Annotated in this window: 13 protein-coding genes, 1 tRNA gene and 1 pseudogene; 7 read left to right on the top strand and 8 right to left on the bottom strand. The window is 68.8% G+C overall.

What is annotated here, in order from left to right; translation table 11 throughout:
* Positions 1 to 30: 30 nt before the first annotated feature.
* Complete coding sequence (nth, locus tag KME79_RS14010; protein WP_148036287.1) at positions 31 to 762, bottom strand: endonuclease III; 732 nt, start codon at positions 760 to 762, stop codon at positions 31 to 33.
* A 348-nt stretch (positions 763 to 1110) separates the two neighbouring features.
* On the opposite strand from nth, the gene KME79_RS14005 reads away from it, so the two are divergent.
* Positions 1111 to 1791 carry a Crp/Fnr family transcriptional regulator gene (locus KME79_RS14005; protein ID WP_148036286.1) on the top strand — a complete coding sequence of 227 codons (681 nt, stop codon included), beginning with the start codon at positions 1111 to 1113 and terminating at the stop codon, positions 1789 to 1791.
* On the opposite strand, the gene KME79_RS14000 is transcribed toward KME79_RS14005, so the two are convergent.
* From KME79_RS14000 to sp36, 4 genes are all read right to left on the bottom strand, one after another.
* Positions 1773 to 2561, bottom strand: coding sequence for an MBL fold metallo-hydrolase (locus KME79_RS14000; RefSeq protein ID WP_219544803.1), 789 nt, complete (start codon positions 2559 to 2561; stop codon positions 1773 to 1775). The genes KME79_RS14005 and KME79_RS14000 overlap by 19 nt on opposite strands.
* The gene (locus KME79_RS13995; protein WP_148037237.1) at positions 2558 to 3334 is read right to left on the bottom strand and encodes an NUDIX hydrolase; all 777 of its coding nucleotides are present in this window, start codon (positions 3332 to 3334) and stop codon (positions 2558 to 2560) included. The genes KME79_RS14000 and KME79_RS13995 overlap by 4 nt, the downstream gene beginning before the upstream one ends.
* Positions 3335 to 3422: 88 nt before the next feature.
* Positions 3423 to 3881, bottom strand: a complete 459-nt coding sequence (locus KME79_RS13990) for a RidA family protein (RefSeq protein WP_148036284.1) — start codon at positions 3879 to 3881, stop codon at positions 3423 to 3425.
* Positions 3878 to 4033: a Sp36 family protein gene (gene sp36 / locus KME79_RS13985; RefSeq protein WP_090945153.1), complete on the bottom strand. Its 156-nt coding sequence runs from the start codon at positions 4031 to 4033 to the stop codon at positions 3878 to 3880. Before sp36 ends, KME79_RS13990 begins: the two co-directional genes overlap by 4 nt.
* Positions 4034 to 4109: 76 nt before the next feature.
* Here sp36 and bagA point away from each other — a divergent pair, with 76 nt between their 5' ends.
* Entirely contained in the window at positions 4110 to 5111 is a 1002-nt protein-coding gene (gene bagA, locus KME79_RS13980) for an ATPase BagA (RefSeq protein ID WP_219544802.1), read from the top strand.
* On the top strand, positions 5108 to 6235 hold the full coding sequence (gene bagB, locus KME79_RS13975; RefSeq protein WP_219544801.1) for an ATPase BagB: 1128 nt from the start codon (positions 5108 to 5110) through the stop codon (positions 6233 to 6235). The genes bagA and bagB overlap by 4 nt, the downstream gene beginning before the upstream one ends.
* A 44-nt stretch (positions 6236 to 6279) precedes the next feature.
* Here bagB and KME79_RS13970 read toward each other — a convergent pair whose 3' ends face one another.
* The gene (locus KME79_RS13970) at positions 6280 to 6576 is read right to left on the bottom strand and encodes a WhiB family transcriptional regulator (protein ID WP_148036282.1); all 297 of its coding nucleotides are present in this window, start codon (positions 6574 to 6576) and stop codon (positions 6280 to 6282) included.
* 241 nt (positions 6577 to 6817) lie between these two features.
* Between KME79_RS13970 and KME79_RS13965 the strand changes: the two genes are divergently transcribed.
* Positions 6818 to 9073, top strand: coding sequence for a transglycosylase domain-containing protein (locus tag KME79_RS13965; protein ID WP_308248904.1), 2256 nt, complete (start codon positions 6818 to 6820; stop codon positions 9071 to 9073).
* A gap of 45 nt (positions 9074 to 9118) precedes the next feature.
* Here the strand turns inward: KME79_RS13965 and KME79_RS13960 are convergent, their stop codons facing one another.
* Positions 9119 to 9574: a GatB/YqeY domain-containing protein gene (locus KME79_RS13960; RefSeq protein ID WP_148036280.1), complete on the bottom strand. Its 456-nt coding sequence runs from the start codon at positions 9572 to 9574 to the stop codon at positions 9119 to 9121.
* 59 nt (positions 9575 to 9633) lie between these two features.
* Here KME79_RS13960 and KME79_RS13955 point away from each other — a divergent pair, with 59 nt between their 5' ends.
* Both KME79_RS13955 and KME79_RS13950 read left to right on the top strand, forming a co-directional pair.
* Positions 9634 to 10527, top strand: coding sequence for a metallophosphoesterase (locus KME79_RS13955; protein ID WP_219544799.1), 894 nt, complete (start codon positions 9634 to 9636; stop codon positions 10525 to 10527).
* A 72-nt stretch (positions 10528 to 10599) separates the two neighbouring features.
* A tRNA-Pro gene (locus tag KME79_RS13950) sits at positions 10600 to 10673 on the top strand.
* Positions 10674 to 10774: 101 nt separating this feature from the next.
* Here the strand turns inward: KME79_RS13950 and KME79_RS13945 are convergent.
* A complete protein-coding gene (locus KME79_RS13945) occupies positions 10775 to 11809 on the bottom strand; it encodes a hypothetical protein (protein WP_219544798.1) in 1035 nt (344 codons plus the stop codon).
* 265 nt (positions 11810 to 12074) lie between these two features.
* On the opposite strand from KME79_RS13945, the pseudogene KME79_RS47665 reads away from it, so the two are divergent.
* Positions 12075 to 12196 (top strand): annotated as a pseudogene (locus KME79_RS47665) (IS701 family transposase); the annotation flags it as partial.

Raw genomic sequence — 12196 nt, 5'->3', positions numbered from 1 at the left:
AACACCGCGGGGATCACCGAACTTCCCCGCTCAGGAGAAGGGACCGGAACGCACCAGTTTGCGCGCCTCCTCGACGGCGGTCGGGCCGGTGCCGTACGAGGGACAGAGCGCCGCCAGCGGGCAGACGCCGCACGCGGGCCTGCGGGCGTGGCAGATGCGGCGGCCGTGCCAGATGATCCGATGGGAGAAGACGGTCCACTCGCGCTTGGGGATGAGCTCGCCGACCACCTGCTCGATCTTGACCGGGTCGGCCTCCTCGGTCCAGCCGAAGCGGCGCACCAGCCGCTGGAAGTGGGTGTCGACGGTCAGCCCCGGCACCCCGAAGGCGTTGCCGAGCACCACGTTGGCGGTCTTGCGGCCGACGCCGGGCAACGAGACGAGATCGTCCATCTTGCGCGGCACCTCGCCGCCGAAGCGGTCGCGCAGCCCCTTGGCCAGCCCGATCAGCGAGCGGGTCTTCGCCCGGAAGAACCCGGTCGGCTTGATGATCGTTTCGAGGTCCTCGGGGTCGGCGGCGGCCATGTCGTCGGGCGTCGGGTACTTGGCGAACAGCGCGGGCGTGGTCAGGTTGACCCGCACGTCGGTGGTCTGCGCCGACAGCACGGTGGCGACCAGCAGCTCGAACGAGTTGGTGAAGTCGAGCTCGCAGTGAGCGTCGGGGTAGGTGTCCGCGAGGATCCGGTTCATCTTCCTGGCCCGCCGCACCAGCCCCAGCCGGGTCTCCGGCTTGCGTCCGCGGGCGCCCGCCACGTTCGTCGCCATGCCGCAAGGGTATGGCCACCCGCCGCTTCCCGGGACATGACGCTTTCTTTCCGCGTACGAGGGAGCCGGCCATGAGAAGGAAGATCATAAATCCCCTCTTCGGGGGATTGGGCCGTTTTTATCGGTGTATGTAACGGACTGGAGGGCTCTGAGCGGGGGATGAGTAAGCATGTTGACGGTTTTGTTCGTACACTTCGGCAGGAGGATCGCACGGCTCGTCGTGGGGGGAACCATTTCGAGCCCGGCACGCGGTTCATCCAGCCGCTGAGCGGCACCCCCGGGCGAGCCTGGCTCGCCAGGTGTGCCGCCCGGAGTGGTGTGCGTCACAATGGCAGCAGAGGAGGCAGAGTGAACACCGAAGACGTGCTGGGCAAGGCCCCCCTGTTCGCCGCGCTCGACCGGGAGAGCGCCGCGGCGCTCAGGACGAGCATCACGGAGGTCCAGCTGTCCAAAGGGCAGACGATCTTCCACGAGAACGAGACGGGCGACCGGCTCTACGTCGTGCTCGAAGGCAAGGTCAAGCTCTCCCGCACCTCCCCCGACGGCCGGGAGAACGTCCTCAGCGTGCTCGGCCCGAGCGAGATGTTCGGCGAGCTGTCGCTGTTCGACCCGCGTCCGCGCACGGCCACCGCGACCGCGCTGACCGAGGTGCGCCTGGCCGGGCTGGGCCACGACGACCTGCGCCCCTGGCTGACGGGCCGCCCGGAGGTGGCGCTCCACCTGCTGCGGGCGCTCGCCCAGCGGCTGCGCCGCACCAACGACGTGCTGGCCGACCTGGTGTTCACCGACGTGCCCGGCCGGGTGGCCAAGCAGCTGCTCGACCTGGCCGAGCGGTTCGGCACCAAAACCGACGACGGCATGCGCGTCCACCACGACCTCACCCAGGAGGAGCTGGCCCAGCTCGTCGGCGCCTCCCGCGAGACGGTCAACAAGGCCCTGGCCGACTTCGCGCACCGCGGCTGGCTGCGCATCGAGGCCAAGGCCGTGGTGATCCTCGACCACGACCGGCTCTACAACCGGTCCAGATAGTCGAGCTGGGCCCGCACCGACATCTCGGCCGCGGGCCAGAGCGACCTGTCGACGTCCGCGTACACGATCCGTACGATCTCCCGCGGCGTGCGCGCGCCCTGGCGCCGCGCCTCCCTGATCTGGTCGAGGCGCACCCGCCGGTGCGCGACGTAGCTGTCGAGCGCGCCGATCGGGTCGGGCAGCACGGGGCCGTGGCCGGGCAGCAGGGCCTGCGCCTCCAGGCTCTCCGCCGCCGCCCTGAGCCGGTCCAGGCTGCGCAGATAGTCGGCCAGGCCGCCGTCCCCCGCGATGATCGTGGTGCCCCGGCCGAGCACGGTGTCGCCGGTCAGCATGGCCCGGTCCTCCGGCAGCCAGAAGCAGAGCGAGTCCGCCGAGTGGCCGGGCGTGCCGTACACGTGGATCTCCAGCCCGTCCACGACGACCACGTCGCCGTCGGCGAGCCCTTCGTCGCCCAGCCGGTGGCGCGGGTCCAGGGCGCGCACCGGCGCTCCGACGAGCCCGGCGAACCGCCTGGCCCCGCCGCTGTGGTCGAAGTGCCCGTGGGTGAGCAGGATCTGGGTCACCCGGCGATCCCCCAGGTGGTCACGGACCCGGAGCAGGTGCGCCTCATCGTCCGGCCCCGGATCGACCACGATGACCTCCCGGCCGCCGATCACCCACGTGTTGGTGCCGTCGAGCGTCATGATCGACGGGTTGGGCGCGAGGAGGTTCTCCGCGTGCGCGGTGCGCGACCCGTCGGGCGTGTCGAGCGGGATGTGCAGGCCGCTCATGCCGACTCGAGCCGGAACTCGCCGTCGACCTCCACGACCCTGGGCAGCACGGTGACGATCTCCCGCCGCTCGCCCAGCACCGACTCCACGCCGTCGTGGCGGGCCAGGTCGCCGAGGGTGCGGTACGTGGGGGGCATCAGGAAGATCTCGCCCCGGTCAGCCATGGCGAGGGCCTCGGCCGGCCGGCGCCACTCGACCTGGTCGGCCTCGCCGCCCACGTCGCGGGTCCGCTGGCCCTCGGGCAGCACGGCGACGAAGAAGCGGGTGTCGAAACGCCGTGTCTCGGCCTCGGGCGTGATCCAGTGGGCCCACGGCTTGAGCAGGTCGGAGCGGAGCACCAGGCCGCGCTTGGCGAGGAAGTCGGCGAAGCCTAGGCTCCTGTCGATGAGGGCCAGCCGGTCGGCCTCCCAGTCGTCGCCCCGGGTGTCGGCGACCACGGATTCGGGGCCGGGCCCGGCGAGCAGCACCCCCGACTCCTCGAACGTCTCGCGTACGGCCGCGCACACCAGGCCCCTGGCCACCGCCTCGTCGGCGCGGAAGGCCCGCGCCCACTCGGCGGGCGACGGCCCCGCCCAGGCCACGGCCTGGTCGGTGTCGCGCGGGTCGACCGACCCGCCGGGGAAGACGTACGCGCCGGCGGCGAAGGCCATGGTCGCCTTGCGCCGCAGCAGGTAGACCTCGATGCCGCCCGCCCGGCCCGCGCGGAAGAGCGCCACGGTGGCGGCGTCCCGCGCGCGGACCGGGGCGACACGCCCGGACAGCACGTCTCTGATGTGTTCGGCGTGTTCCCGAGAGAACCGAAGACCAGCCACGATGACCTCCAACTAGAACATCACTCGGTCATAGTGACATATCCGGCGTTCAGGACACCTCGGCGATGAGCTCCACCTCGACCGGGACGTTCAGCGGCAGCGCCGCCACCCCGACCGCGCTACGCGCGTGCTTGCCGGCCTCGCCGAACACCTCGCCCAGCAGCTCGCTGGCCCCGTTGGCGACCTGCGGCTGCCCGGTGAAGTCGGGGGCGCTGGCCACGAACACCACGGCCTTGACGATCCGCTTGACCTCGGCCAGGTCACCGACCTCCGCCTTCAGCGCGGCCAGCGCGTTGAGCGCGCAGATCCTGGCCGCCTCCTGGCCGTCCTCGACGGTGACGTCGGCGCCGAGCTTGCCGGTGAACCGCACCTCGCCCTTCACCACCGGGACCTGGCCCGAGGTGTAGACCAGGTTGCCGGTCCGCACGGTCGGCACGTACGCGGCCAGCGGCGCGACCACCTCGGGCAGCTCCAGCCCGAGGTCGGCGATCTTCTGCTCCGGAGTCACTGCTTCTCCCGCTTGAAGTAGGCGACCAGCTGCTCGGGCGTGGCGCCCTGAAGGATCTGGACCAGCTCCCAGCCGTCGGAGCCGAAGTTGTCGAGGATCATCTTGGTGTTGTGGATCAGCACCGGAGCCGTGAGGTACTCCCATTTCTTCATGGCCATCAGCGTAGTGTGAGCAATCTCCGGGGCACTCGTGGGCTTGCGTCAAATGACCGTTCGGTAGCCTCGAATCGTGGACTCTCGGGACACGGATTGGGACGGTGTGCGACTGCACGTCGTCACCGGCAAGGGCGGCACCGGAAAGACGACGGTGGCCGCCGCTCTCGCGCTCGCCCTCGCCTCGGGCGGGCGCAAGGTGCTGCTCGTCGAGGTGGAGGGCAGGCAGGGCATCGCCCAGATCTTCGACCTGCCGCCGCTGCCGTACGAGGAGCGCCGCATCGCGGTGGCCCCCGACGGCGGCGACGTCTACGCGCTGGCCGTCGACCCCGAGGAGGCCATGCTCGAATACCTGGAGATGTTCTACGGCATGCGCAGGGCGGGCCGGGCGCTGACCAAGATGGGCGTGCTCGACTTCGCCACCACGATCGCCCCCGGCTTCCGCGACGTCCTGGTCACCGGCAAGACCAGCGAGGCGGTGCGCCGGCGTGGCAAGGACGGCAAGCGGGTCTACGACGCGGTGGTCCTCGACGCGCCGCCGACGGGCCGCATCACGCGCTTCCTGAACGTCACGGAGGAGGTCGCGGACCTGGCGAGGGTCGGCCCCATCAAGAACCATTCCGATCTCGTACGAGGCGTCGTGAAAAGCCCGGAAACAGCGGTGCATTTCGTGACTTTGTTGGAAGAAATGCCCGTCCAGGAAACGCTCGACGGCCTCGCCGATCTTCAGGCGGCCGGCCTGCCCCCCGGCGGCGTCTTCATCAACATGGTGCGCGAGCCGCTCCTCCCCCAGCCGGTCCTCGACAAGGCGGTCAAGGGCCGCGTCGACACCGCCGAGCTCGTCGCCGGTCTGGAGGCCGCCGGCCTGGCCACCGGCGGCGACGCCAAGGCCCTGGCCGAGGCGCTCGCCGAGGAGCTCGCCGAGCACGCCCGCCGCACCGAGATCGAACGCGACGAGCGCGACACCCTCACCGCCGCCGAACGGCCGAGCTACGAGCTGCCGCTGCTGGCCGACGGGGTCGACCTCGCGGGCCTGTACGAGCTGGCCGAGAGCATCCGCACCCAGGGAGCAGCGTGAGAAAGCCCGCCACCCTCGACATCGACGCCATCCTCGACGACAGCGGCACCCGCATCATCGTCTGCTGCGGCTCCGGCGGCGTCGGCAAGACCACCACCGCCGCGGCGCTCGGCCTGCGCGCCGCCGAGCGCGGCAGGTGCGCCGTGGTGCTCACCGTCGACCCCGCCAGGCGCCTGGCCCAGGCGATGGGGCTGAGCGAGCTCGACAACACCCCGCGCCGCATCGTCGAGTGCGAGAGCGGCGGCCAGCTCTTCGCGATGATGCTCGACATGAAGCGCACGTTCGACGAGATCATCGAGGCGCACGCCGACCCGGAGCGGGCCCGCCAGATCCTGTCGAACCCCTTCTACCAGTCGCTGTCGTCGAGCTTCGCCGGCACCCAGGAGTACATGGCCATGGAGAAGCTCGGCCAGCTCCGCCGCTCCGACGAGTGGGACCTGATCATCGTCGACACCCCGCCGTCGCGCTCCGCGCTCGACTTCCTCGACGCGCCCGAGCGGCTCGGGAGGTTTCTCGACGGGCGGTTCATCCGGCTGCTGACCGCCCCGGCCAAGGCCGGCGGGCGCAGCGCCTTCCGCATCTTCAACGCCGGGTTCGGGTTCGTCGCCGGCGCGCTGACCAAACTGCTCGGCGCCCAGGTGATCAAGGACCTGCAGACTTTCGTGTCAGCGCTCGACGCCGTCTTCGGCGGCTTCAGGCAGCGCGCCGAACTCACGTACAAGCTGCTGCAGGCGCCCGGCACGGCCTTCCTCGTGGTCGCCGCGCCGGAGCGCGACGCCATGCGCGAGGCTTCCTACTTCGTCGAGCGACTGGCCGAGGAGCGCATGCCCCTCGCCGGCCTGGTCGTCAACCGGGTGCACGAGTCACCGGCCGCGACGCTCTCAGGAGTGAGGAGCGCCGCGGCCGCCGAGGACCTGCAATCACGGGGCGAACACGAGTTGACCGCCGCTGTGCTGCGGCTGCACACCGGGAGGATGCAACTCGCCGCTCGCGAGCACCGGGAGCAGGACCGCTTCGTGACCGCGCACCCGACGGTGCCGGTCGCCCAGGTCGCCGCGATGTCCGAGGACGTGCACGACCTGGCCGGCCTGCGCCGCATCGGCGAGCTCATGGCGAAGGCATAAGAGTGCGGCCGGCGTCTTCGCCGGCCGCGCCTCGCCTGGACCGATCAGCCGGCGATCAGCTCGTTGGTCCGCTCGTACTCTTCCTTCGCGGACTCGAGCAGCTCACGCCACGAGTCCACGTCGGGTCGCCGCCGTAGCAGCGCACGCCGTTCGCGTTCGGTCATACCGCCCCACACCCCGAACTCGATGCGGTTGTCCAGCGCATCGGCGAGGCATTCGGTACGGACCGGGCATCCTCGGCAGATCAGCTTCGCCCTGTTCTGCGCAGCCCCTTGGACGAACAGCGCGTCCGGGTCCGCACCTCGACAGGCGGCACGGGAGGTCCAATCCGTGATCCACATTTTCGACCCCACTCCCCTTAGGTGGTCAGTCGTCATTTGGGGCCGACGGGCGCGGGCGCCGAGCCTCCGTATTCAGTTGCCGCAGGGAGAACGTACGCAACGAGACCTTCGGACCGACAGACCCCAGAGGACCAAATTCTCGCTGGACTCTTGACCGGGAATGACTAGTCACCCCTACCAGTCAAGGCGAAATGGTGTGGTGTTACCGTTAGCCTCACGCTTTCGACGTAGGCTTGGGACCGTGCAAGCTCAGGGCAAAGATCGTTTCGCGCCGATCCTGAACGTCATCAAACTGACGACGGCCGGCGTGGCCGCGGGCGTGCTCGCAGCCGCCGTCGCGCTGCCCGCCGTGGGCGGCGCGGGCGTCTCCGCCAAGTCGGCCGTGGGAGCGCTCGACCTCAAGCCCGAGGAGCTCGAAGAGCCACCGCTCTCCGAACGCACCAAGCTGGTCGACGCGAACGGCAAGCAGATCGCGCAGTTCTACTTCGAGAACCGCCAGTCGGTCAGCCTCGACAAGGTCGCCCCGATCATGCAGAAAGCCCTGATCGCGATCGAGGACTTCCGCTTCTACAAGCACGGGCCCATCGACATCGAGGGCACCGCCCGCGCTCTGATCAAAAACCTTACCACCGGCGGCGTCACGCAGGGCGGTTCTTCCATCACTCAGCAGTACGTCAAGCAAGTGCTGGTCAACGCCGCCGAGACCGACGAGGAGAGGGCCGCCGCCACCGCCACGACCGTCTCACGCAAGCTCAACGAGCTGCGCTACGCCATGGCGATCGAGCAGAAGTACACCAAGAACGAGATCCTCGAGCGCTACCTCAACATCGCCTACTTCGGCGCGGGCGCCCACGGCATCCAGGCCGCCGCCCGGCGCTTCTTCGACAAGCCCGCCTCCGAGCTCAGCCTCGCCGAGTCCGCCACCCTCGCCGGCGCGGTGCAGAACCCCGCCCGCACCGACCCCAACGTCGGCCCCAAGTCCAGGGCCCTGCTGCTGGAGCGGCGCAACGTCGTGCTCGACCGCATGGCCGAGGTCGGCGCGATCACCCGCCCGGAGGCCGACGAGGCCAAGAAGAAGAAGCTGGGCTGGAAGGACGTCGAGATGCCCGGCGGCTGCGAGGAGAGCTCATACCCGTACTTCTGCCTCTACGTGCAGAACGAGATCCTCCTCAACAAGGACTTCGGCAAGACCGCCGAGGAGCGGCTCAAGCTCCTCCAGCGCGGCGGCCTGACGATCAAGACCACGATCGACCCGAAGATGCAGAAGGCCGCCGAGAAGGCCATCAAGAAGTACGTGAGCCCCAAGGACAAGCCGGTGGCCGCCCAGGCGATGGTCGTGCCGGGCACCGGCGAGATCAAGGCCATGGCCGCCTCCCGCAAGTTCGGCAACTCCAAGAAGAAGAACGAGATGTCCTACAACCTGGTCGCCGACGCCGCGCACGGCGGCGGCCGGGGCTTCCAGCAGGGCTCCACCGCCAAGGTCTACACGCTGACCGCGGCGCTGGCGGAGGGCATGAAGTTCGCCGACGGCTTCCCCGCCCCCAACGGCTACCGCGCCACCGGCTACAGCTCGTTCAAGGACTGCAAGGGCAACGGCGTCGGCGACCCCTCCCACACCGTCAACAACTCCAGCGAGGGCGGCGGCGGCTTCAAGACGCTGGAGAGCGGCACCTGGGGCTCGGTCAACACGTTCTTCATGAAGCTGCAGCAGTCCGTCGGCCTCTGCGACACCGTCAAGACGGCCAAGAAGATGGGGCTCAAGCGGGCCGACGGCGGGAAGCTGGGCGAGTTCGAGACCTTCACCCTCGGCATCAACGAGGTCGACCCGGTGACGGTCGCCAACACCTACGCGACCCTCGGCGCCCGCGGCAAATACTGCGCCCCGCTGGCCATCACCGAGGTCAAGGACCGCGACGGCAAGGTCACCCGGTTCAAGCCCAAGTGCGAGCAGGTCCTGGACGAGGAGGTCGCCGACGCGGTCAGCGCCATCCTGTCCGGCGTGTTCACCAAGGGCACGATGAGCGGGGTCGGCGGCATCGGCCGCGACGCCGCAGGCAAGACCGGCACCACCGACAACTACACCGCCGCCTGGTTCGCCGGCTACACGCCCAACCTCTCGTCGGCCGTCAGCATCGGCGACCCGCGCGGCGCCTTCAGCCACAACCTGATCGGCGTGACCATCGGCGGCCGCTACTACCCGTACGTGTACGGCGCCTCGATCTCCGGCCCCATCTGGAAGGAATCGATGATCTCCGCGCTCAAGGGCGTGGAGCCGGCCAAGTTCCACTCGGCCGACCGGTCCCGCTTCGGCGGCTGCAGCGACAAGTGCGCGCCCAAGCCGAAGAAGAAGGAGCGCGACGACCGCGGCGACCGTGACTTCGACGACCTGCGCGACCTGTTCGACCGCGACAACGACCGCGGCGACCGGGGACGCGGCGGCGACAACAACCGCGGCTGGGGCGACTGGAACGAGACCGGCCTGGTGCCGGCCGACTGACTGACGGACGGGCCCTCGCCACCGGAGGCCCGTCCAGCCACGACGTCAGCCCGCCAGCCTGGCGCGCACGGCGGCGGCCACCCGGCCACCCTCCGCCCGCCCGGCGACCTTCGGGTTGACCGCCTTCATGACCTGACCCATCGCCTGCGGGCCCGAGGCGCCCGTCTCGGACACGGCCTCGTCGACCAGCCTGCCCAGCTCCTCGTCGGACAACTGGGCGGGCAGATACTCCTCCAGCACCGCTTCCTCGTCGCGCTCCGCCTGGGCCTGCTCGGCGCGGCCCGCGTTGCCGAACGCCTCCGCCGCCTCCCGGCGCTTCTTGGCCTCCCGGGTCAGCACCTTGATGATCTCCGCGTCGGTGAGCTCTCTCGCCGCCTTGCCGGAGACCTCCTCGACGTTCACCGCCGCCAGGGCCATCCGGATGGTCCGCAGCCGGAGCTCGTCCCGATTCTTCATCGAGGCCGTCAGGTCGGCCTTCAGCTTGTCTTTCAGTCCGCTCATGCGGTCCATCTTGCCGCGTGCGCGGACGGCCCGTGCCGGATGTCGGGCATCATGAAGAGGTGAGGAAAGCAGTCGCAGTGCCGCTGTCAGTGCTCGGGCTCGGCGTGGCCGGCGTGGCCTACGCGTCGATCGTGGAGCGCAACTCGTTCCGGTTGCGCCGGTTCGACGTGCCGGTCCTGGCGCGGGGCCAGCGCCCCGTACGGATCCTGCACCTGTCCGACCTGCACCTGACGCCCCGGCGCACCATGCTGATCAACTGGGTGCGCTCCCTCGGCGCGCTGGAGCCCGACCTGGTGGTCAACACCGGCGACTCGATCGCCCACCCCGACGCCGTCCCGTCGCTCCTGCACGCCCTGGAGCCCCTGCTGCGCCGCCCCGGCCTGTTCGTGTACGGCTCCAACGACCTGTACGCTCCGCAGCCCAAGAACCCCCTGCGCTACCTCTGGCGCACCTCGCGCAACGAACGCCGCCAGCACACCCCGTCGCTCCCCTGGGAGGAGCTGGGCGCCGGCATGGCCGCCGAGGGCTGGCTCGACATGAACAACACCACCGCCCGCGTCAAGGTCGGCGACCTCGACGTGGCAGTGGCCGGCATCCACGACTCCCACATCTCCCGCGACCGCTACGACCTCGTGGCCGGCCCCGCCCCCGCCGACGCCGACCTCCGCCTCGGCGTCATGCACTCACCCGAGCCGCGCAACATGACCCGCTTCGCCGACGACGGCTACCAGCTCCTCCTCGCCGGCCACACCCACGGCGGCCAGCTCTGCATCCCGTTCTACGGCGCCCTGGTCACCAACTGCGGCATCGACAGGAAGCGCGTCAAGGGCCTCAGCCGCCACGACTCCTCCTGGCTCCACGTGTCCGCCGGCCTCGGCACCAGCCCGTACGCCCCGGCCCGCTTCGCCTGTTTCCCGGAGGCGTCCCTGCTCACCCTCGTACCCCGGCGCTGAGGCGGGGCCGAGTGGTCACAAGCACCCGCGAAGTCGGCTAGACTTTCCACGCACATGCAAGACGGTGTGCACCGGGGTGTAGCGCAGCTTGGCAGCGCGCTTCGTTCGGGACGAAGAGGTCGTGGGTTCAAATCCCGCCACCCCGACAGAGTTGCCGCAGGTAGAAGGCCGCTTCCGAAGATCGGAAGCGGCCTCTCTTGTCTCCTGAGTGACTAACTGCGTGACTACCGCAGCGGTCTGTCACAGCTCAGGAAGCCCACGGCACAGAGTCGATGGAGAAAGCCCCATGCTTGAGTCGTGACAGGTGCCCACCCTGGTAATCGAGCAAGCGGAGAATCACGAGTTCCAGGTACCACATCGACAGGCGCCACGCCTCGGTCAACTCCGGCGACGACGGCCACTCAAGCTTGGCGGCCTTCTTCGCAGGATGCACAAGATCGTTGCGTACGGCGAAGATCAACTCTGGGCCCTTCGCCGTTCCACCGTGGTAAGCCCCGTTACGCTTCGCGAGTGCATCGAAGCCGGCAGGCAGTGCGACCGGAATGTCCATGCTGTACAGCAGCAGTCTGAGATTCGCGGCTACGTTGAGCTTGTTGACCGACTCCGCCGTAAGCCAGCCGCGCTGCTGAAGGACAGTCCACGCGAGAAGTTCCAGCCCGGAACATGCGACAGGAATCTTGACGTCAAGGACAACGCCACGGGCGTTGGCAGCCATCCAGTATCTGATCGCACGACTGACAATCTTCTGAGTGGCCACATCCTGCACCAGGCCGGTGAAGCCATGCGCCAGTATCGGCAGCACCGACTCCACCATCTCAGGTTCACACCAGCGCCAGCTTGCCTGACCGCTTCTAGGCACGCCCCAGTGAACCCAGACGATCTCGTCTGATTCACTCAGCCCCACGGTTGGATCAACGCCCGGTTCGGTGCCAGCGATCAAACCCAGAAGGTCGAAAAGCTGATCTCCTAGGACGTCGATCATTTCGCCTGTAGGCGAAGGGTGATCAGGCGTGGCCTCGACGATAGTGGCCGGTCCGGAGATAGGGGACGGTTCGATACGAGCCATACGCAGATGCCAGCCAGGAAGAGCGAACTCTAGCTGTCCCTGGACACCCTCGTCGGTATGGCAGTCTGGCAAAGGGAAGTGGGTGAGTTCACTGGCGACGTGAAAGACCAGCCTATGAACTGCAGTCGGGTCACCTGCGATCAGATGATTGATAGAGATGGAGTGCCACTCTTTTCCAAGCAGACCATTCGGTGCAACGTCCTTGACGGTGGGCACGGCGAGGCTGGCTCCGGGTGGCACTTTCACGCACGCGAACTCAGGCAGTGTGAGCATACGGAGCCTAGTCTTGCGATCCACGTAGACGCTGGCGTCGAACCGTGCTCTAGTACTCCAGTGACACTTCGCGATCTTGAGACGTTGGGGTCACATGGCAACGGCCACCGCGTGATCATTCGAGTTTGTGAGGACTACAAAAGATCGTGCGGTGGCCGCGAGCCACAGCGTAAACCCTGATGGCTGGATGGTCATCTTCAACGAGCTGATGGCCCGGATCGCCTCTCGGTTCGGCCGGGTCGAACCACGTCGCGCCGCTGGGGCTTATGTGCGCGGGCTGCTGGGTGACATCGACCGCAAGAACTGCTGGAACCTGGCCGAACATGCCGC

Source organism: Nonomuraea harbinensis (genome assembly GCF_019396385.1).
Classification (GTDB): Bacteria; Actinomycetota; Actinomycetes; order Streptosporangiales; family Streptosporangiaceae; genus Nonomuraea; species Nonomuraea ferruginea.
Note: the sequence above shows the minus strand (reverse complement) of the source record. Positions and strands in the feature narration are given on the sequence as shown.